Here is a 19,414-nt window from a genome sequence, read left to right on the forward strand (position 1 = left end):
AAATCAGGCGATGCGGTGTGTCAGCTACTGCCGGATGTCTGGATTTTGGGCTGCTTCGCAGCCCAGCGGGAGCAAGCTCCCTCGCCACAGATCATCTACAGCCCCGCCGCTTTCAAGCGCGCCGCATGCTCGACAAACAGTCGAATCGGCTCTGCCCCCTTCCCCACCAACCCCAGCGACTGATTGACGATGTCGAAGTGATCCAGCGGATACTCATCGCCAATCACCGTCCCCAGGTGCGAGCTGTAGCGTCCGACCATCCCGTCGCAATGCCCGGCTTCACGCACGAAGGTCCTGGCGAACAACCGGCAGGTGCGGTTAGTGCCATCGAGCAGATTACGCCCGCGATTGGTCCGGCCCGGTTGCAGGGTGCCGGACCAGGAGTAATAACGCACGCCGTTGACTTCTTCCGGCCCGTGCCCGCCCCAAGTGTCGGGCAACCCCTGTGGATAACGCTGATTGAACAGCGCCACGCCTTCAGTGGTGAGCGAGTGGTGCGAGGCGTGGATATCCACAGGCAGCTTCGGTCCGCGATAACCGGTTTCCATCCAGCCCATCAACACGGCGATCACCCGCAGCAAAAAGCTCAGCAGCCGGCCCCTGGCGCTGTCATGGGGATAATGTTTGTGCAGGTAGTCGGCCAATTCAGAGCCATGATTGGGCCCCGCCACCGAGGTCACGGACGCCACCCGATCCGGTCGTCTGGCCGCCGCGTAGCGGGCTGTCAGGGAGCCCTGGCTGTGGCCGATCAGGTTGACCTTTTCCGCGCCCGTCTCGCGCAAAATCTCCTCGATCCGCGCCAGCAACTGCTCGCCGCGCACTTCACTGGAATTGAGCGGCGAGACCTGCACCGCGAACACCACCGCACCACCCTGGCGCAGCGCCGACAGGATCCCGTACCAGTACGGATACAACAGCAACCGGACAAACCCGAGCATTCCCGGGACCAGCACCAGGGGATAACGCGTGGACGAACCTTGCGACATGGGTGGACTTCCTTGTGATCGAGTGCTGACGCAAGGCGCGATGCAAGACATCCGCCAAGCATCGCCAGCGAAGATGACAACTGGACGACCAGTCTATGACATCCGCCCTGCTTCAGCCCCGCCCCCACGATCAGCCCCACCGACAGCAGCTTCACCGCACTGAGGCTTTCCCCCAGCAGTACTTCAGGTTGCAAGAGCAAGCGTCTTTGTCCGGGCGGCTCTGGGTTGAACGTCCGCCGACCTCGAAACTGATTAATTAAACCCAATAACTGCAACTAATAAAAAACAACCACACCGTCGAAATATTCAAAGTTACAAACCATGAATAGACTTTTGCTTGAATGAAATTACTCTACCAACCACAACCCCATGGTTGTTTTATAAATAAGTAAAGGACTACTTTCATGCTTCTTGAAAAACGACTTGAATTCATCGACTCCCTGGCGGCGCTGCCAACTGTCATTACGCCAAGAGCGTTTACAGACTTCGGGCAAGACAAACCGCCCCATGACATCAACAAACCAACGGCCAGCGTCATGCCGGGCACCATTGATGCGTTTCTCCCCGGCGTACCGCAGCAAACCATCGACGACGTCAACCTCTGCAAATTGGTCATGCAAAACGCCGCGTCCAAAAAATACCCGGAAGACGCTCAACTGTTCGAGTGGTACAAATATTACGTCGAGGGCCTGAAAAATCTGGGCTGGGTCATCCAGAACAAGGACATTCAGGAGGTGACCATTCGCCGCGTCGGCTTGACGATGGATCAGGTCTCACTGGAGATCGCCAAAGGGTTGATCGGCGCCAACGCCGCGCAGGTTCTGGCCCATGTCGGCAGTCAGGCGGTAGAGGCCGTGCAAAAGAATCCTCGCGCGATCGATATTTTCAACCGTGAATTCAAGCTCGGCAAACAGGCCAAGTTCGACATCGCCCCGGTCTGGGTCGATAACAACAACCAGGCGAACATGGTCCTCAACTGCATATCCCTGGATGCCAGAGAAAGCACGCGAGGCATTCTGTTTTGGAAATCCACAAAACAATCCACCACCATTAAAACCGGCGCAGTGCGAACTTATCTGGATAACAAAGTATTTTCTGGACTGCGCAACGCGATGTACCAAAAGTACAGTGAAGCCGGGCAAAAGTTTATCGAAGAACTTCCAGATTTCTAAAATAAAATATTGCTTGAATCGGAAATCGTTTCCGATTCAAGCAATACTCATTGAGCACCCTTAATCATGCCAACTCCGTCATTTGACATTTATCTAGTCAACGGCAGCATCACCGCATTCTGCGGCCCGCATGCCGAAAGCTTTAAAAACGACATTCTAAACTCCAGCCTGCTCGGCGAACTTGCCTCCACTTCAAAGCACTCGGACAACCAGGACGCCTTGTGGGCGGGTTATGTGGATACGGTCAGCAAAATAGGCTGGATTACAAAAAGCCGGGAACTCAAGCGTCAAGAATTCTCGGCCAAAAGCCTCCTGAAGATCATTGAAACGACGACAGGCAATACCCTGACGAAAGAAGAAAAGCAGGGGCTACTCAATGCTTTCCTGCAATTGAAAAAGCCGGGATCTCAATCGCAGGCAACCAAAGCCATGATCGACAAGCTCCAGGCCAATACCTTTGCGCCCTGCGATGAGACCAATGCCTGCGCTTCAGCCCGATTGACGATTGTTCGCAGCAACGCAAGCATCATCACCCTGCAGGTCGCCTTCAAGTCGGCCCAAGGGATTGGCATCGACATCCTGGATCAACCTGTGCTCGACGCTATCAAGGATGGAAAACCCAATACCTGGTTGCTGGTCAGTTCACTCGATGCGCGTCAGTACGACAACCTGCGGGCAACGGTCATCAAGAAGATCGGCCATCACATCGATACCGATCTACTGCATGTGCCGACGCCCAGTCGTCTGGCGTAGCACCCACCCACAAACCTGTATGGGCGAGCTCGCTCGCGATGGTCGTCAACGATAACGCTGGCAACCTGACACCCCGCGGTGTTCTCAGGTTCATCGCGAGCATGCTCGCTCCTACTTAAAGCGAAGCTTCAGTTCTTTACGGTCTTGGGTGCCTTGCCCGCTTTCATCTGCTCCAGCAACGGCGCGCACTGGTTCGGTTCGCCGCCACTGGGCGCGACCAACGCCAGCAACCCGGCGGCCGGTGCGGCGATCACACCCAGTGCTACCATCCCCGCCCCGCGCAGCATCAGGGGCACGGCTTTCACCCCCGCGTCAGGCTTGATGAACTTGCCCCGCACATACAACGGCGAACGCAGGGAGATCAGACGCCAGCCCTTGGATTCCGGGGTGACTGTAAGGTCCAGTTGCTCGGTCGCCATGTTCGCCGTGCCGTCGATATAGATGATGGCGTTCTCGGTATCGAAGACGAACAGGCGTGTCGTCGCCAAGCCAGTCTTGATGTCGAAGTCAGCCGCCGCGCAATTGATCTTCACTTCCTTGTCGCCAAAGATCTTGCCCACGACATAGTTGCCGACGTTCAACCCGGCCAGCTCCATCAACTCGCGACTGATGGCGCCGTCGTTGATCAGCATTTTCAGGTTGCCGTTGGCACCGCCCAGCAACTTGGCCACCGAGTTGCCGCGACCGCTGATATCGGCATCACCATTGAGCTCGCCGAAACTGGTTTTCATCGGTTCGAAGGTCGGGAACAACTGTTTGAGCTTGAAGCCACGGGCGGTCAGCTTCGCCGTGCCCTCCAACGGCTCGGTGTGACCGTTCAGGCGAATCTGCGCATCCAGCTTGCCGCCCGCAACACCAAAGCGCAGAGGCTCCAGACTGAGCACACCGTCATTCAATACCAGATGCGTGTAAAGGTCGTTGAACGGCAGTTTTTCACTGTGGACGATGCGTTTGCCGGTGAATTCGACATCGGCGTCCATGTCACGCCAGCGATCGGTCTTGAACTCTTCGACCGGTAGTACCTTGTCCGTCGGCTGCTTGCTCTCGCCGCCGCGGGCCTTTTGCTTGGCGTTGGAGTCGGCACCGATCAGCGGCGCCAGGTCGGCAAACAGCAACTGATTGGAAAGCAACGCACCGCTGAGTTTCGGCCGCGGCTTGCTGGCGACGTAGCTCAGGTTGCCGTGGATATCGCTGGCGCCAATGGTGCCGTTGAACTCTTCATAGCGAAACACCGCGCCGCCCGGCTCATGCAGCTTGGCGATCAGGTGACCGTCGGTGGCGTAGGGCGGGGTGTCCGGCAGGGTCACGCCGGTCAATGGATAGAGGTTGCCAAGGCTGGTGCCGGCCAGTTTCAGGCGCAAGTCCAGGGCGCCGAGGTTCATGGGATCGGTCAGGGTCCCGGCGAGCTCGACACTGGTGTCAGCGATCTTCACCTGTGCCTGCAACGGGAACGGCCTGGCCGCGTCCTGCAGCGCCAGGAGCCCACCAATCTTGCCCTGGCCTGCCAGTTTCTGCGCGTGATACTGACCTTTGACCTTGAGGCCAAAGGCGTAGTCCTGCGGTGCCCCGCCCTTCTCCTGCGCGGTTTTCGCGGCTTTGTCGCCGACGATTTCGTTGAAGGGAATGGGTTTGCCCAACGGATCGATCAACACGTCGAGTTGGGTTTTCAGGGTCTGGTCATCGAGGGTGACGTGGCCCTTGTCGAAACCGATGGCGCCGATGTCCACCACCCAGGACGAAGGCTCGGCGTTGGGGTCTTTCGGATCGAACTTGAATACCCAGTTGGCGCGACCGTCGGCCAGGCGTTGCAGGTCGGCGTTGGGCTCGGTGAGGTCGATGCGCGGGATCACCACGCGCCGGGTCAGCAAGGCCAGGGGCGAAATGCGCAACTCCACGCGCTTGAGGGTGGCCATGTTCGGCGCTTTGGACCAGTCCGGGTTGCCCAGGCGCAGGTCCTCGGCCACCACATGCGGCCACGGCACCCAGGCGCGCCAGCCGCCTTCATCCAACTCGCGACGCCAGATCACCGAGAGGTTGCCATCGATGGCAAAGGGTCGATGCAGCTCTTCGGACACCTTGGCATTGAGCGGTGGTTTGATCCGGTTCCAATCGAAGAACACGATGACCAGCACCAGCACGGCCAGCAACACCATGAGGATGCTGAAGGTCCAGGCGAGAATTTTACGAGTGCGCGTCATTGCACAAAGCTCCTGATACGGCTGAGCGCCCTGACCGCGACGCACATGAGAAACGCTGGGCCAGAAGCGGCCCGCTATGGAATCTACGACTGAAAAACGGCCCGCAGGTTTAATCCGATGACCGATTTTCCGGCAATCGATTGGTCGCTCGATGACCTGCCGGTCACTGTCAGCGTTACCGGCCCCGCACTTTCGTGCGGCAAGTGTGAGTCGAAAATACCCACCTCGGTGCAAAAGCGCGGGCCTGAAAGCCCCGGTTTACAAGGCCTGCAGAGAACAATCAATTCCGTTGATTATTAACATTGCGTTTATGAACTTTTATATCGACTTATCGAGAGTAGCATTGCACTCGTACCCACTTTATTGCCCTCCTACGGAGCACCCAAATCATGAAACGCCAATTATTGCTCAGCCTTACCCTCTCTCTTTTAGCCAGCACTGCATTTGCGCTGCCGGCCGCTGAACAGGCTACCCCGCAAGTCAAAGACAGCCACTCGGTATTCAGCCAGACCGTCGCTGCCGATGGTTCCGACCGCACTCCAGGCCAAACCCTGGCCGAAGGTGGCAACGATCGCCTGAAAGACAAAGGCCTGATCACCGAAGACGGCTACGACCAAACTCCACAAGGCCAAACCGTCGCTGAAGATGGCTACGACCAGACCCCACAAGGTCAAAACGTTGCCGCTGACGGCTCCGATCGTACCCCTGGCCAAATCCTGGCTGAAGGTGGTGGTGACCGTGTTATCGAACGCAACAGCAGCGTGAGCTAAGCCCCGTGGCCGCTCTGAAAAAAAGCCCAATCGCCGGATTGGGCTTTTGATTTTCTGGCGCCTGAGCCAGTCGATACTGCACTTCCACGCTTGATTTCTCCCGATCGCCGTTCGACGCCGGCAAAGCCGATTTGCTAGAGTGCGCCGCTCTTCTTCTACAGAAAACACCCTTGCGATGCTGCCTCGCGCCGAACAGAAACAACAAACCCGCTGTGCCCTGATGGACGCTGCCCGTCACTTGATGGAAGGCGGCCGCGGATTCGGCAGCCTGAGCCTGCGTGAAGTGGCGAAAACCGCCGGGATCGTGCCGACCGGTTTCTACCGGCATTTCGCTGACATGGACGAACTGGGCCTGGCGCTGGTGTGCGAGGTGGGCCAGACCTTCCGGGAAACCATCCGCCTGGTGCGACACAACGAATTCGTCATGGGCGGCATCATCGATGCGTCGGTGCGGATCTTTCTTGACGTGGTCAGCGCCAACCGTTCGCAATTCCTGTTCCTGGCCCGCGAGCAATACGGCGGCTCGTTGCCGGTGCGCCTGGCCATTGGCCGTTTGCGCGAAGACATCAGCTCTGACCTCGCAGCCGACCTCTCGCTGATGCCCAAGTTGCAGCACCTGGACATCGATGGCCTGAGCGTCGTGGCTGACCTGATCGTCAAAAGCGTGTTCGCCACCTTGCCTGACATCATCGACCCGCCGGCCGAAGCGCTGCCCGAGCATCTGACGCCCCAGGCGAAGATTACCCAGCAGTTGCGCTTCATCTTCATCGGCCTCAAGCACTGGCAAGGCTTGGGCAGCACCGAATAATCCCGGTGGGAGCGGGCTTGCTCGCGAATAGGGCGTGTCAGTCGCCGTAGAAGTTGTTTGACACACCGCTTTCGCGAGCAAGCCCGCTCCCACAGGCAAGCAGTAATGCTTCAAGATGGTGCGTCAAAACCCACTTCGCACCAACCCCGCTCAATTCCCGCGCCCCATTTTGCCGCATGCCCCAATTCCGTCAGGCATTTCCTACGCATCCCGCCGATTGGCAAGCCCCTTGCTCTAGCCTGTGCATTGTCCACTGCTGGAAGCTTTGCGATGCTGGTGATTCACCGCAGAATCGACCCTCAACCTGTCTGGTCCGCCGAGTTGCACCTGACCTTCGAAGCCCGGAGCAAAAGCCGTTTGCGCTGTTTCAGTGCCGAGGGCGAAGACGTCGGGTTGTTTTTGGAGCGCGGTCAGTCGCCGCTGTCTGACGGCGAATGCCTGCAGGCCGAAGACGGGCGCATCGTGCGCGTCTGCGCACGCCCCGAGCAGCTGCTGCACGTCACCTGCGCCAACGCCTTTGAACTGACCCGCGCCGCCTATCACCTGGGCAACCGCCATGTCGCGCTGCAGGTGGGCGATGGCTGGTTGCGCCTGCTCGACGACTACGTGCTCAAAGCCATGCTCGATCAGCTCGGCGCCACTTGCGAGCAGATCGAAGCGCCGTTCCAGCCGGAGCACGGGGCCTACGGCGGCGGCCACCATCATTCGCGCCATGGCGACGAAGACTTCAACTATCCGCCCAAATTGCACCAGTTCGGCGTGCGCACATGAATCCCGCCTGGGCGCTGCTGCGTCTGGCCAGTCCGCAGTTGCCGATTGGCGGCTACAGCTATTCCCAAGGCCTGGAGATGGCCGTGGAAAATGGCCGCGTGCACGATCCCGACAGCGCGCGATGCTGGATCAGTGATCAATTATTGCTCAACCTCGCCCGCTTCGAAGCCCCGGTGCTGCTCGCCCATTGCCTGGCCGCCACCGAAGAAAACTGGGGCGAATTGCTGCAACGCTGCGAAGAACACCGCGCCAGCCGGGAAACCCGCGAACTGCATCAGGAGAGCCGGCAGATGGGCTATTCCCTGCAACAGTTGCTCAACGGTTTGCCCGAACTGGACGCGCCAGCCCGCGCCTTTCTCGCGCAACGCCCCGAGCCGCATCTGGCGCTCGGTTGGGCCCTGGCGGCCCGAGCCTGGGGCATCAGCCCGCAGGATGCCTTGGCTGCGTGGCTCTGGAGCTGGCTGGAAAACCAACTGGCGGTGCTGATGAAGACCCTGCCGCTGGGCCAGCAAGCGGCCCAGCGCCTGACCAGCGAACTGTTGCCCCTGCTGCAACAGGCCCAGCACGACGCCACCCGGCTCAACCCCGAACACTTCGGCAGCGCCGCGTTTGGCCTGTCCCTGGCGTGCATGGCCCACGAGCGCCAGTACAGCCGTCTGTTCCGTTCCTAGGACCTGTTGATTTTGGAGAATCACATGAACACACAACCTCTGCGCGTCGGCATCGGCGGCCCGGTCGGCTCCGGCAAGACCGCCCTGACCCTGGCCCTGTGCCTGGCCCTGCGCGATCGCTACAACCTGGCGGTGGTGACCAACGACATCTACACCCGTGAGGACGCCGACTTTCTGGTGCGCAACCAGGCCCTGGCGCCGGAACGCATCATCGGCGTGGAAACCGGCGGCTGCCCGCACACGGCGATCCGCGAGGACGCCTCGATCAACCTCGAAGCCGTGGATCAACTCAACCGCCGCTTTCCGGGGCTGGACCTGATTCTGGTGGAGTCCGGTGGCGACAACCTGTCGGCGACCTTCAGCCCGGAACTGTCGGACCTGACCATTTACGTGATCGACGTTTCCGCCGGCGACAAGCTGCCGCGCAAGGGCGGGCCCGGCATCTGCAAATCCGACCTGCTGGTGATCAACAAGATCGACCTGGCGCCGCTGGTGGGTGCTTCGCTGACCTTGATGGACAGCGACACCACACGCATGCGCAACGGCAAGCCGTTCGTCTTCAGCAACCAGAAAACCGGTCAGGGTCTGGAAGAAATCATTGCCTTCATCGAACGCCAAGGCTTGCTGACCGCAGCCTGAACCCGACTGATCAACAAGGAAGCTTACCCATGACACTGAAACGCATTCTGGGCGCCATGGCCCTGCTGCTGACCCCGGCCATCGCCTTCGCCCACCCGGGACACAGCGATAATGGCCTGATCGCCGGCATCGGCCACCCGATCGGTGGGCTCGACCATCTGCTGGCGATGCTGGCGGTGGGCCTGTGGGCGGCGCAGCAAAAAGGTGCGGCGCGTTGGGCGCTGCCGTCGACCTTCGTGGGCACCATGCTCCTTGGCGGGTTGCTGGGGTTTGAAGGGCTGAATTTGCCGGCACTGGAAAGCGGCATTGCCGCCTCCGTACTGGCGCTGGGCCTGGCAGTGGCACTGGCGGCGCGTCCGCCGTTGAGCATGGCGGTTGTCGCGACGGCGCTGTTTGCGCTGTTCCATGGCGTGGCCCATGGCCTGGAATTGCCGGACATGTCGAGCCCCTGGGCGTACGCGGCGGGGTTTGTAGCGGCGACGGCGGCGTTGCATGCGGCGGGTTATGCCGTGGTGCGGGTGTTGCCTCAGGCGGCGGCTCCGCTGGTTCGTTTGGCGGGTGCGGCTTCGGCGGCGACTGGGGTTTGGTTGCTGGCGGGTTGATTCGTTAGCGCCAGAACCGGCGCCTTCGCGAGCAAGCCCGCTCCCACAGTTGAACGCGGTGCCCTGTGGGAGCGGGCTTGCTCGCGAAAGCGGCCTGACAGACAACACAGCGCTCAGGCCTGCTACCATGTCGCGCAATCAACCCTGCCGTGACGACGCCAGCCAATGCCGCATGCTTCCCGCTCCGCCTCCCAGCCTGAACTGACCGCTCTGTTCACTTCGGTGCAGCAGCACTTCCTGAACGTGATCGTGCCGCTCTGGCAAGGTCCTGGCTGGAATGCCGACATGGCGTTGCCCTATGAGGCCCTGGACGCCGAACACCACCCCCTGCCCCCCCAGCGCTACCGTGCGATGGCCTGCGCCCGGCAGTTGTATCTGTTCGCCAGCCTGATCGGCCAGGTACCGGCCGCCGAAGAACGGGCAGCGGCGCTGTTCCGCTCCTTGCAGCGGCATTTCCACGACGCCGAACACGGCGGCTGGTTCTACAGCATCGACCCGCAAGGCGCACCGCAAGACACCCGCAAAGACCTCTACACCCACGCCTTCATCCTGTTCGCCTGCGCCCATTACTGGGACAAGGTCCGCGAGCCGCTGGTGGAATCGGTACTCAACGCCGCCCTGGAGGTGATCGCACGACGTTTCGCCACCGGCGATGGCCTCTACGACGCCGTTCTCGACCGAGACTGGTCGTCGCTGAGCAGCGGGCCGCTGCAGAATCCGCTGATGCACCTGGCCGAAGCCTTCCTGGCCACGCTGTCGGTGCGCGATGACCTGGCGGTACAACGCGCGCTGATCGAGTTATGCACAGCCATGCACAAGCGCTTCATCGATCCGCAGCACGGTGTGCTGATGGAGAAGCCGCTGGGTGCTGTGGATAACTGGTTCGAGCCGGGGCATCAGTTCGAGTGGTATTTCCTGCTGCAATCGTCCGATGTGCTGCGCGGGACCCAACTGCATGGGTCACTGGAGCGTGCGTTTGCCTTTACCGAGCAACTGGGCGTCGATCAACAGACCGGCGCGGTCCGGGCAATGCTCGATCTTGGCCCCGAGGGCGGTTCGCGAGACGCAACCCAGCGTATCTGGGCGCAGGCGGAATATCTGCGGGCATTGACTCTGCGCCCGGACAGCGAGGCGGCGGTGATGCATCAGTTGCAGGCGTTGCAGCAGCGCTCGCTGCATGCGGGGGGATGGTATGAGTGTCGCGATGAGCAGGGGGAAGTAAGTCGGCGTGATATGCCGTCAACCACGCCCTATCACCTGGCGACCTGTTATCGCGGGCTGGCCGATTATCTGCGTTGACCGATCAACCGCTTTCGCGAGCAAGCCCGCTCCCACATGGGTTGTGTGACGTGTTCGCCGCTGAACACGTGGGAGCGGGCTTGCTCGCGAAGAGGCCGGCATATCCAACATCAAAAGTGACAGACACACCGTCATCGCTGGCAGGCCAGCTCCCACAGTGGATTTGTGTCGTTCACAACATTCATGGTCAGCACAAAACACTGTGGGAGCGGGCTTGCTCGCGAATGGCCGTTACGCGGTCTTACGCCTTGCCACTCTCACGATGAATCGCAAACCCGGCCCAGGTCTGGCTGACCGGCATCAACTCCAGGCTGTTGATGTTGATGTGCGCCGGGGCATTGAGGATCCAGAAAATGGTATCGGCAATGTCCTGCGGCTGGATCGGCTCGGCACCGGCGTAGGTGGCGTTGTAGCGTTCCTGATCACCGGCAAAACGCACCAGCGAGAACTCGCTTTCGCACAGGCCCGGCTCGAGGTTACTGACGCGCACGCCCGTACCTTGAAGGTCGCAACGCAGGCTCAGGGAGAACTGCTGGACGAAGGCTTTTGTACCGCCGTACACATGGCTGCCCGGGTACGGGTAGTTGCCGGCGACGGAACCCAGGTTGACGATACCGGCGCCACGCCCGTGGGCGATCAAGCGCGGCAACAACAGGCGAGTGCTGTACATCAGGCCCTTGATGTTGGTGTCGACCATGGTGTCCCAATCGTCCAGGCTGCACTTGGGCGCCGGATCCGCCCCCAGGGCCAGGCCCGCATTGTTGATCAACCCGCGCAGCGTGGCGAAGGTGGGCGGCAGGTTGGCGATGGCATCTTCCATGGCCTTGCGATCACGCACGTCGAGTACCAGGCCGTGCACTTCGGTCTGCTTCGACAGCTCGGCGCACAGCGCGTTGAGGCGTTCTTCACGACGGCCGGTCAGCACCAGTTTCCAGCCAGCCTCGGCAAAACGACGGGCGCAGGCTTCACCAAAACCGGAGGTCGCGCCGGTAATAAACAGGGTGTTGGACATCGTGTTCTCCTAGCGGTGGCTGAGGGGTCAGCCAGTGGAATGGACAATCAGCGGGCAGCATGCCCGGCCTTGACCAGAGCGGCAACCTCCGCAGACGCTGTTCAAAAAACAATCAAACTGGTCAACGTCCCATAGAACGTGGCTTGCAGCGATATGCACGCACGTTATCCACAGCCCCATCCACACAATCCGGGGGCAAGTCGAAAAGCTGAAAGCCGCTATCCACAAGGCTTTGCGCGGGTTTTTAAAACTTTTTCGCTTGACCCTCATTACCCCATTGTGTAGCCCATCGCAGATCGGCGTTGCGGACAGTCAAATCGACGATGGCCGCAAGCCAGTAACTACGGCCTTCAGCCCGGTCTTTCCAGAGTTTAACCACAGACTTATCCACAGGCTTGCTCACACCCGTTTACGGCTGATCCGTCCTCAAGAAAAGAGTTGACAAACCGTGCCTCCGGCCGTGTAAAAACCCCTGATCAAAAAACAACCATGGCGCTGCAAGCCGCGAATTCAAAGGCTCTCAGCCAGCTACTCCCACGTTATTCACAGCCGGCTCCACAGCAAACGGGGACAAGTCAAAACCGTGACAAAACAGCTATTTGCAGCGGCTTTATGTCGCGGTTTGGGAGCATGGAAAATTTGTTGTCCACAATCGGGCCCAGACAAATGTGGGAGCGGGCTTGCTCGCTAAGAAGGCGTGTCAGTCGACATTAAAGGTGTTTGATACACCGCTTTCGCGAGCAAGCCCGCTCCCACAGGTTTTGGGGTGTGTTGAAAGGACAAAAAAAGCCCCGACGATTGCTCGTCGGGGCTGCGGGTACTTCATTGAAGATCAGTGTCCGCCCAGGTAGGCGTTACGTACATCCTCATTCACCAGCAGTTCCTTGCCCGTGCCGGTCATGCGGATTTCGCCGTTGACCATCACATAGGCCCGGTCCGACAGCCTGAGGGCGTGGTTGGCGTTCTGCTCGACCAGGAAGATGGTCATGCCGGTCTTGGCCAGTTCCCGCAGGGTGGCGAAAATCTGTTTCACCACGATCGGCGCCAGGCCCAGGCTCGGCTCGTCGAGCAGCAGCAGTTTCGGCCGGCTCATCAGGGCGCGGGCGATGGCGAGCATTTGCTGTTCGCCGCCGGACATGGTCATCGCACGCTGGTTGCGCCGCTCTTCGAGCCGCGGGAACAGCTCGAACATGCGTTGCATGTCTTCCTTGGCATACTTGTCGCCGATCGGAATGGTGCCCATCAGCAGGTTTTCCTCGACGGTCATGTCGGGGAACACCCGCCGTCCTTCCGGCGACTGCGCGATGCCATTGGAGGCGATGTAGTGCGACGACTTGTGGGTGATGTCCACGCCCTGATAAAGGATCTGCCCGTCCGCCGCCCGCGGCTGACCAAAGATCGACATCAGCAAGGTCGACTTGCCGGCGCCGTTGGAGCCGATCAGGCTGACGGTTTCACCTTCGTTGATGTGCAGCGAGACTTTCTTCAGGGCCTGGATCGGCCCGTAGAACACGTCCAGCTCCTTGAGTTCGAGGATGGGTTGGCTCATACCACCTCCTCTTCGTCGGCGCCCAGGTAAGCGGCAATCACTTTCGGATCGTTGCGGATGTCGTCGGGGCCGCCCTCGGCGATGACGACGCCGTGGTCCAACACCACGATGTGGTCGGAAATGCTCATTACCATGCCCATGTCGTGTTCGATCAGCACCACGGTCAGATCATGCTCGTCGCGCAGCAGCCGGATCATCGCGCTCAGCGCTTCGGTTTCCTGAGGGTTGAGGCCGGCGGCCGGTTCGTCCAGGCAAATGATCTGCGGACGGGTGCACATGGCCCGGGCGATTTCCAGGCGACGCTGCTGACCGTAGGACAGTTCACCGGCCAGACGGTTGGCGCAGTCCACCAGGTCCACCACTTCCAGCCAGTAGAAGGCGTGGTCCAGCGCATCGCTTTCGGCCTTGCGGTAGCCCTTGGTGTTGAGGATGCCCGCCAGCATGCTGCGGTTGACCCACATGTGCTGGGCCACCAGCAGGTTTTCCAGCACCGACATTTCCTTGAACAGGCGAATGTTCTGGAAGGTCCGCGCCAGACCGGCACGGTTGACCAGGTGGGTACCGCCGAACATTTTGTAGTACAGACGGCTGGCGAAGGATTTCGGCGAGACGAAATCCTTCGGTTTGAACGACTCGCCCAGCAACTTGATGACATTGGTCTGCTGGCCGCGCACGTTGAGTTCGATCTTGCCCCCGGAGGCCTTGTAGAACCCGGTCAGACAGTTGAACACGGTGGTCTTGCCGGCGCCGTTGGGGCCGATCAGGGCGAAGATCGAGTTGCGCTTGACCTTCAGGCTGACGTCATTCAACGCCTTGATGCCGCCGAAGTGCATCATCAGCTTTTCGACACTGAGTACGACTTCGCTCATGGCGCTACTCCTTTACGCGGGGTCACACCGGTACGGCTGATCCGAATCAGGCCGCGCGGGCGCCAGATCATCATCAACACCATCAGGATGCCGAACAGCAGCACGCGGTATTCGGCGAAGCCACGCAGCAGTTCCGGGGCCACGGTCAGCACGAAGGCCGCGATGACCACACCGATGGTCGAACCCATGCCGCCCAGGACCACGATGGCCAGGATCAGCGCCGATTCGAAGAAGGTGAACGAGGTCGGGTTGACGAAGCCCTGGTAGGTGGCGAAGAACACGCCAGCGAGACCTGCCGTCGACGCACCGATGGTGAACGCCGAGAGCTTGACCAGCACGTGGTTCAGGCCCATGGAGCGGCAGGCGATTTCGTCTTCACGCAACGCTTCCCAGGCACGGCCGACCGGCATCTTGACCAGGCGATGCTTGATGTACAGCACGGCCAGCACGACCAGGAACAACACCGCATAGATGAAGTAGTACTTCACGTCCGGGTTGTAGGCGATGCCGAAGAACTCATGGAACGGAACCCCGCCATCCTTCGCCCGTTTGCCGAACTCGAGGCCGAAGAAGGTCGGCAGCGGCGCCGGCATGCCGTTCGGGCCACCGGTCAGCGATAGCCAGTTGTTGAGGATCAGACGGATGATTTCACCGAAGCCCAGGGTCACGATCGCCAGGTAGTCACCGTGCAGGCGCAGCACCGGGAAACCGAGGATGCACCCGGCCAGGCCGGCAGTGATTGCCGCCAGCGGCAGTACCGTCCAGAAGCCGAGCCCCAGGTACTGATAACCCAGCGCAAGGCCGTAGGCACCAATGGCGTAGAACGCCACGTAACCCAGGTCGAGCAGGCCGGCCAGGCCGACCACGATGTTCAGCCCCAGACCCAGCAGTACGTAGATCAACCCGAGGATGACCACGCCCAGCAGGTAGGAGTTGGAGAAGAACGGCAGCGCCACGGCGACCACGATCACCAGCGGCAGGATCCAGCGCAGGCGCGACTTGTAGTCGGGCGGCAGCACGTGCACCCCGGAGCCGGTGCTTTCGAAACCTTCGAGGATTTTCAGGCCCTTTGGGGTTTGCAGGAAGGTGCTCAGGATAAAGCGACCGACCATGACGATGGCGACGATCCATGCCACTCGCGTGGTTTCCAGGTTGAAGCCATAGCCATCGAGCACGACGCCGACAATCGGCCCGAACACGATCAGGGCAATGAGGCCGGCAAGAATCGCATCAACCAGACTTTTTTTGAGATCAATGGTTTTTTTAGTGGTTGAAGACATCGCTTACACCTTCGACACAAGAGGACGGCCGAGCAGGCCTTGAGGCCGAAAGACCAGAACGAGTACCAGCAGGGAGAAGCTGAATACGTCTTTGTAGTCCGAGTTGACCAGGCCGGAGAACAGCGACTCGGAAATCCCGAGGATGATCCCGCCGAGCATGGCGCCGGGCAGTGAGCCGATCCCGCCGAGTACCGCGGCAGTGAACGCCTTGATACCGATGACGAAGCCTGCGTAGAAGTCGAACGTGCCGTAGTTCATGGTGATCAGCACGCCGGCCAGGGCCGCCATCGCGGCACCGATGATGAACACGTAGGAAATCACCCGGTCGGTGTTGATCCCCAGGATCGAGGCCATCTTGCGGTCTTGCTGGGTCGCGCGGCACATGCGGCCGAGCTTGGTGTACTTGATGACGTAGGTCAGCAGCGCCATGCCGGCGAAAGCTGCGACCAGAATGAAGATTTTGGTGTAGGTGAGCTGGACGAAGCCGCTGCCCACATCAACGCGCCATGCACCGGTCAGCAGGGTCGGAACACCCTGTTGCTTGGCGCCCTGGGCGATCTGTGCATAGTTTTGCAGGATCAGGGAGATACCGATGGCGCTGATCAGCGGTGCCAGTCGGGTGGAGTTGCGCAGGGGTTTGTAGGCGACACGCTCGATGACCCAGCCATACACCGCCGTGACGACGATGGTGAAGATCAGTGTGCCAAGCATCAGCAGGGGGAAGGATTCAATCCCGAAATATGCCAGCAGAGCCAGACTGATTGCCGCGAGGTAAGCGGAAATCATGTAAACCTCGCCGTGGGCGAAGTTGATCATGCCGATGATGCCGTAGACCATTGTGTAGCCGATGGCGATCAGGCCATAGACCGACCCGAGGGTCAGGCCATTGACCAGTTGCTGCAGGAAAATACCATCCATAACGCAATCTCACGCAATGAGAACCTGCACACCTGAAGTGTGCGGTTCTTCTAAGGAAAATACAGATATACGTAGGAGCAATGTCAATCACGATCAACCGGCCCACCGCCGCCCCCTGCAGGCGCTGGCTTGCCAGCGAAAGCGGTGTATCAGCCAACAGGGATGTCGACTGATCCGGCGCATTCGCGGGCAAGCCCGCTCCTACAAGGGAACTGGGGTTCAGGTGATCGAGTCAGCCCTTACTTCTGTTTTTCCAGTTGGTGATATTTGCCGTCCTTGTCCCACTGGTAAACCACGTAGTCGGAGATTTTCAGGTCGCCCTTGCTGTCCCAGGTCTTCTCGCCCATGACGGTCTTGACCGGGTTTTTCTTCAGCCACGCAGCGGCGTCTTCGCCCTTGTTGGATTTGGCGCCGTTGAACGCGGCAGCCAGTGCCTGCACCGACGCGTAGGCGTACAGGGTGTAGCCCTCAGGCTCGGTGCCAGCCTTGCGGAAGGCGTCTACCACGGTCTTGCTGTCTGGCAGCAGGCGTGGGTCGGCGCCGAAGGTCATCAGCACGCCGTCGACGTATTGCGGGCCGCCAGCGGTGGTCACCAGTTCGTCGGTCACGATGCCGTCGTCGGACATGAATTTCACGTCCTTGAGGCCTTCGGTACGCAGTTGCTTGACCAGAGGACCGGCCTCTGGGTGCAGGCCACCGAAGTAGACCACGTCGGCACCGGCGGCACGGATCTTGGTCACTACGGCGCTGAAGTCTTTCTCGCCACGGGTCAGGCCTTCATACAGCACCGGCTTGACGCCGCGTTTTTCCAGCTGGGCCTTGGTGGCGTCAGCCAGGCCTTGGCCGTAGGTGTCCTTGTCGTGCAGCACCGCGACTTTCTTGCCCTTGAGCACGTCGACGATGTAGTCGCCGGCCACGATGCCTTGCTGGTCGTCACGTCCGCACATACGGAACATGGCGCTCAGGCCGCGTTCGGTAACCTGTGGGTTGGTGGAGCCTGGGGTGATGGCGATGATGCCCGCTTCGTCATAGATCTCGGAGGCCGGGATGGTCGACGAGGAGCAGAAGTGACCGACCACGCCGGCGACTTTCTGGTTGGTCAGGTCCTTGGCGACCGTCACAGCCTGTTTCGGTTCGCAGGCGTCATCGCCCTTGACCAGTACGATTTTTTCCCCGTTTACGCCGCCCGATGCGTTGACCGCATCGGCTGCTGCCTGTGCACCCTTCATGTACTGCTCGCCAAATGCTGCGTTGGCGCCCGTCATTGGACCCGCTACGCCGATCTTGATGTCAGCCTGAGCAAACGCAGAAACACCCAACGCAGTAGCCACTGCGAGGGCCAGAAAGCCTTTCTTGTAAAACGTCTGGGACATGAGGTGGTGCTCCAAGGTTTTTTTTAATTGGCACTGCGACTTCACTGAATGCTCAGAGCAAGGGCCGTGCCATCGGTTTTTTATTCTGAAAAAAGTCGCTGCTTTATTGTTATTTCGACTGTTTTGTTCCCATTTTCATTGGGCGTGCAACCGTCTAAACCGCGGAAGGTGAAACCATTTATTTTTCAAGGCGCAACCCGCCTGCGCCATCATTGCAACCGCGGCACCAAACGGCGTGCAACCAGCCTGTAACAACGCGCGTCACCGAACTGCACACTGGTGGTGCAGGACTGCTACAACACGCACCACTACAGGCTAGTCGCTGCGCAGAAAAGCGCCGCTTCCAGCAACATATTTCAACAATCAGATCACGATGCGCAAGCACTGGCCTGCGTGATACAGCGAAAACCCAGCCTCGTATAGACAACTGCGCAACCCCACCCCTGCCAGGGGCTGCATGGGTGCGAACGGAATCGGTAGCGCTTGAGGATTTCCGTTACACAGGTAATCGGCAAACGCCTTGCCGACCACCGTTCCCGTGGTCACGCCACGACCGTTGTAACCGGTAACTGCCACTATGCCCGGCGCCGGTTCGAACAGGCGCATCAAGTGATCAGGGGTGAAGGCGATGCGCCCTGTCCAGGTGCACTCCCACTCCACCGGTTTGAGGTACGGGAAGTAATGCTGCTGGACGCGATCGGCCCAGGCCTTGAGGAACCAGGTCGGTTTCTGGTTGCCGTTGCCCAGGCTGCCGAGCAACAGACGACCGTCCTTGTCACGACGAATACTGCTCAAGACCTGGCGGGTGTCCCAGGAGCCCTGGCCACCGGGCAGGATTTGCCGGGCGGCTTCTTCGGTCAGCGGGACCGAGGCCACTTGATAGTAATAACCGGGGAAGAAATTGCGCCGCAGCTCGGTCCAGTCGCCTTCGGTGTAGGCGTTGGAGGCAATCACGACCTGCTCGGCCAGCACCGATCCCTGTTCAGTCTGCACCGACCAGCGCGATCCCTGACGCTCGAGCCGGGTGACCGGTGAGTGATCGTACAACTGGCCGCCCAGGCCGATGGCCGCTTTGGCAAGCCCCGTGGTGTAGGCCATGGGGTTGAGGGTGCCGGCACGCTTGTCCAGCAGCGCGGCAGCGATCTTTTTGGTGCCCGTCGCCTGCTCGCAAGCCTGGCCGGTCAGCAGTTCCACCGGCGCACCGCGACGTTTCCATTGTTCTTCACGACTGCGCAGATCGGCTTCGCCACGGGCGTTATGCGCCATGTGCAACGTGCCTTCGCGACGCAACTGGCAATCGATGTTGTATTTGTCCACAAGGCTGAAGACCAGCGCGGGCGCCGCGCCCAGCATGCGGTTGAGCTGACTGCCGACCGCTTCGCCGAACCCGGCCTCGATCTCGTCCGGCGGTATCCACATCCCGGCGTTGACCAGCCCGACGTTGCGCCCCGAACCGCCATGGCCGGCGCGATGAGCTTCCAGCACACACACGGTCTTGCCCTGTTCCAGCAAATGCACCGCCGCCGACAGCCCGGTGAAACCGGCGCCGATGACGCAGACATCGACTGTCACTTCACCCTTGAGCGCCGCGTTGTCAGGCCTTTGCGGCGTCAGTTTTTCCCACAGACACTCTTCGCGTAACGGCATTGCCAGACTCCAACAGAAACCTAACCAACACACTTATTTCAATGTGGATCATCTATGCAGTGAGGGGACTCATCCCCGATGGGCTGCGAAGCGGCCC

Annotated in this window: 19 protein-coding genes and 1 pseudogene; 10 read left to right on the top strand and 10 right to left on the bottom strand. The window is 60.2% G+C overall.

Annotated features, from left to right (window positions below):
- Window positions 1–95 precede the first annotated feature (95 nt).
- Window positions 96–986, bottom strand: a complete 891-nt coding sequence (locus B0W55_RS07345) for a triacylglycerol lipase (protein ID WP_077045350.1) — start codon at window positions 984–986, stop codon at window positions 96–98.
- Between the two features lie 110 nt (window positions 987–1,096).
- A pseudogene (locus tag B0W55_RS31520) lies at window positions 1,097–1,168 on the bottom strand (QacE family quaternary ammonium compound efflux SMR transporter); the annotation flags it as partial.
- Window positions 1,169–1,390: 222 nt separating this feature from the next.
- On the opposite strand from B0W55_RS31520, the gene B0W55_RS07350 reads away from it, so the two are divergent.
- The gene (locus tag B0W55_RS07350) at window positions 1,391–2,158 is read left to right on the top strand and encodes a hypothetical protein (RefSeq protein ID WP_077045351.1); all 768 of its coding nucleotides are present in this window, start codon (window positions 1,391–1,393) and stop codon (window positions 2,156–2,158) included.
- Between the two features lie 66 nt (window positions 2,159–2,224).
- Window positions 2,225–2,911 carry a hypothetical protein gene (locus B0W55_RS07355; RefSeq protein ID WP_077045352.1) on the top strand — a complete coding sequence of 229 codons (687 nt, stop codon included), beginning with the start codon at window positions 2,225–2,227 and terminating at the stop codon, window positions 2,909–2,911.
- A gap of 128 nt (window positions 2,912–3,039) precedes the next feature.
- On the opposite strand, the gene B0W55_RS07360 is transcribed toward B0W55_RS07355, so the two are convergent.
- Window positions 3,040–5,109, bottom strand: a complete 2,070-nt coding sequence (locus B0W55_RS07360) for an AsmA family protein (RefSeq protein ID WP_077045353.1) — start codon at window positions 5,107–5,109, stop codon at window positions 3,040–3,042.
- 117 nt (window positions 5,110–5,226) lie between these two features.
- On the opposite strand from B0W55_RS07360, the gene B0W55_RS29820 reads away from it, so the two are divergent.
- The 8 genes from B0W55_RS29820 to B0W55_RS07395 all read left to right on the top strand — a co-directional run bounded on the left by B0W55_RS29820 (window position 5,227) and on the right by B0W55_RS07395 (window position 10,669).
- A complete protein-coding gene (locus B0W55_RS29820; RefSeq protein WP_139340878.1) occupies window positions 5,227–5,409 on the top strand; it encodes a hypothetical protein in 183 nt (60 codons plus the stop codon).
- Window positions 5,410–5,498: 89 nt separating this feature from the next.
- Complete coding sequence (locus B0W55_RS07365; RefSeq protein WP_077045354.1) at window positions 5,499–5,879, top strand: hypothetical protein; 381 nt, start codon at window positions 5,499–5,501, stop codon at window positions 5,877–5,879.
- 175 nt (window positions 5,880–6,054) lie between these two features.
- Window positions 6,055–6,687, top strand: a complete 633-nt coding sequence (locus B0W55_RS07370) for a TetR family transcriptional regulator (RefSeq protein WP_077045355.1) — start codon at window positions 6,055–6,057, stop codon at window positions 6,685–6,687.
- A gap of 270 nt (window positions 6,688–6,957) precedes the next feature.
- On the top strand, window positions 6,958–7,458 hold the full coding sequence (gene ureE, locus B0W55_RS07375) for an urease accessory protein UreE (protein ID WP_077045356.1): 501 nt from the start codon (window positions 6,958–6,960) through the stop codon (window positions 7,456–7,458).
- Entirely contained in the window at window positions 7,455–8,129 is a 675-nt protein-coding gene (locus B0W55_RS07380; protein WP_077045357.1) for an urease accessory protein UreF, read from the top strand. Before ureE ends, B0W55_RS07380 begins: the two co-directional genes overlap by 4 nt.
- 24 nt (window positions 8,130–8,153) lie before the next feature.
- Window positions 8,154–8,768: an urease accessory protein UreG gene (gene ureG / locus B0W55_RS07385; protein WP_077045358.1), complete on the top strand. Its 615-nt coding sequence runs from the start codon at window positions 8,154–8,156 to the stop codon at window positions 8,766–8,768.
- Window positions 8,769–8,797: 29 nt separating this feature from the next.
- Window positions 8,798–9,370, top strand: a complete 573-nt coding sequence (locus B0W55_RS07390; protein ID WP_077045359.1) for a HupE/UreJ family protein — start codon at window positions 8,798–8,800, stop codon at window positions 9,368–9,370.
- Between the two features lie 165 nt (window positions 9,371–9,535).
- Window positions 9,536–10,669, top strand: coding sequence for an AGE family epimerase/isomerase (locus B0W55_RS07395; RefSeq protein WP_077045360.1), 1,134 nt, complete (start codon window positions 9,536–9,538; stop codon window positions 10,667–10,669).
- 241 nt (window positions 10,670–10,910) lie between these two features.
- Here B0W55_RS07395 and B0W55_RS07400 read toward each other — a convergent pair whose 3' ends face one another.
- The 7 genes from B0W55_RS07400 to B0W55_RS07430 form a co-directional block, all read right to left on the bottom strand.
- Window positions 10,911–11,681: an SDR family oxidoreductase gene (locus B0W55_RS07400; protein WP_077045361.1), complete on the bottom strand. Its 771-nt coding sequence runs from the start codon at window positions 11,679–11,681 to the stop codon at window positions 10,911–10,913.
- Window positions 11,682–12,513: 832 nt separating this feature from the next.
- The gene (locus B0W55_RS07405; RefSeq protein WP_077045362.1) at window positions 12,514–13,230 is read right to left on the bottom strand and encodes an ABC transporter ATP-binding protein; all 717 of its coding nucleotides are present in this window, start codon (window positions 13,228–13,230) and stop codon (window positions 12,514–12,516) included.
- A complete protein-coding gene (locus tag B0W55_RS07410) occupies window positions 13,227–14,099 on the bottom strand; it encodes an ABC transporter ATP-binding protein (protein ID WP_077045363.1) in 873 nt (290 codons plus the stop codon). Before B0W55_RS07410 ends, B0W55_RS07405 begins: the two co-directional genes overlap by 4 nt.
- Window positions 14,096–15,379, bottom strand: coding sequence for a high-affinity branched-chain amino acid ABC transporter permease LivM (livM, locus tag B0W55_RS07415; protein WP_077045364.1), 1,284 nt, complete (start codon window positions 15,377–15,379; stop codon window positions 14,096–14,098). Before livM ends, B0W55_RS07410 begins: the two co-directional genes overlap by 4 nt.
- Window positions 15,380–15,382: 3 nt before the next feature.
- The gene (locus B0W55_RS07420) at window positions 15,383–16,297 is read right to left on the bottom strand and encodes a branched-chain amino acid ABC transporter permease LivH (protein WP_077045365.1); all 915 of its coding nucleotides are present in this window, start codon (window positions 16,295–16,297) and stop codon (window positions 15,383–15,385) included.
- 239 nt (window positions 16,298–16,536) lie between these two features.
- Window positions 16,537–17,670, bottom strand: a complete 1,134-nt coding sequence (locus B0W55_RS07425) for an ABC transporter substrate-binding protein (RefSeq protein ID WP_077045366.1) — start codon at window positions 17,668–17,670, stop codon at window positions 16,537–16,539.
- Between the two features lie 363 nt (window positions 17,671–18,033).
- Complete coding sequence (locus B0W55_RS07430) at window positions 18,034–19,317, bottom strand: FAD-binding oxidoreductase (RefSeq protein WP_077045367.1); 1,284 nt, start codon at window positions 19,315–19,317, stop codon at window positions 18,034–18,036.
- Window positions 19,318–19,414 lie beyond the last annotated feature (97 nt).

This window comes from Pseudomonas sp. KK4, assembly GCF_001984065.1.
In the GTDB taxonomy this organism is placed as follows: domain Bacteria; phylum Pseudomonadota; class Gammaproteobacteria; order Pseudomonadales; family Pseudomonadaceae; genus Aquipseudomonas.

Excerpts from the sequence above, each read along its gene's own strand:
- B0W55_RS07345 (WP_077045350.1), bottom strand. The coding sequence starts at position 986 with ATGTCGCAAGGTTCGTCCACGCGTTATCCCCTGGTGCTGGTCCCGGGA.
- B0W55_RS07350 (WP_077045351.1), top strand. The coding sequence starts at position 1,391 with ATGCTTCTTGAAAAACGACTTGAATTCATCGACTCCCTGGCGGCGCTG.
- B0W55_RS07355 (WP_077045352.1), top strand. The coding sequence starts at position 2,225 with ATGCCAACTCCGTCATTTGACATTTATCTAGTCAACGGCAGCATCACC.
- B0W55_RS07360 (WP_077045353.1), bottom strand. The coding sequence starts at position 5,109 with ATGACGCGCACTCGTAAAATTCTCGCCTGGACCTTCAGCATCCTCATG.
- B0W55_RS29820 (WP_139340878.1), top strand. The coding sequence starts at position 5,227 with ATGACCGATTTTCCGGCAATCGATTGGTCGCTCGATGACCTGCCGGTC.
- B0W55_RS07365 (WP_077045354.1), top strand. The coding sequence starts at position 5,499 with ATGAAACGCCAATTATTGCTCAGCCTTACCCTCTCTCTTTTAGCCAGC.
- B0W55_RS07370 (WP_077045355.1), top strand. The coding sequence starts at position 6,055 with ATGCTGCCTCGCGCCGAACAGAAACAACAAACCCGCTGTGCCCTGATG.
- ureE (WP_077045356.1), top strand. The coding sequence starts at position 6,958 with ATGCTGGTGATTCACCGCAGAATCGACCCTCAACCTGTCTGGTCCGCC.
- B0W55_RS07380 (WP_077045357.1), top strand. The coding sequence starts at position 7,455 with ATGAATCCCGCCTGGGCGCTGCTGCGTCTGGCCAGTCCGCAGTTGCCG.
- ureG (WP_077045358.1), top strand. The coding sequence starts at position 8,154 with ATGAACACACAACCTCTGCGCGTCGGCATCGGCGGCCCGGTCGGCTCC.
- B0W55_RS07390 (WP_077045359.1), top strand. The coding sequence starts at position 8,798 with ATGACACTGAAACGCATTCTGGGCGCCATGGCCCTGCTGCTGACCCCG.
- B0W55_RS07395 (WP_077045360.1), top strand. The coding sequence starts at position 9,536 with ATGCCGCATGCTTCCCGCTCCGCCTCCCAGCCTGAACTGACCGCTCTG.
- B0W55_RS07400 (WP_077045361.1), bottom strand. The coding sequence starts at position 11,681 with ATGTCCAACACCCTGTTTATTACCGGCGCGACCTCCGGTTTTGGTGAA.
- B0W55_RS07405 (WP_077045362.1), bottom strand. The coding sequence starts at position 13,230 with ATGAGCCAACCCATCCTCGAACTCAAGGAGCTGGACGTGTTCTACGGG.
- B0W55_RS07410 (WP_077045363.1), bottom strand. The coding sequence starts at position 14,099 with ATGAGCGAAGTCGTACTCAGTGTCGAAAAGCTGATGATGCACTTCGGC.
- livM (WP_077045364.1), bottom strand. The coding sequence starts at position 15,379 with ATGTCTTCAACCACTAAAAAAACCATTGATCTCAAAAAAAGTCTGGTT.
- B0W55_RS07420 (WP_077045365.1), bottom strand. The coding sequence starts at position 16,297 with ATGGATGGTATTTTCCTGCAGCAACTGGTCAATGGCCTGACCCTCGGG.
- B0W55_RS07425 (WP_077045366.1), bottom strand. The coding sequence starts at position 17,670 with ATGTCCCAGACGTTTTACAAGAAAGGCTTTCTGGCCCTCGCAGTGGCT.
- B0W55_RS07430 (WP_077045367.1), bottom strand. The coding sequence starts at position 19,317 with ATGCCGTTACGCGAAGAGTGTCTGTGGGAAAAACTGACGCCGCAAAGG.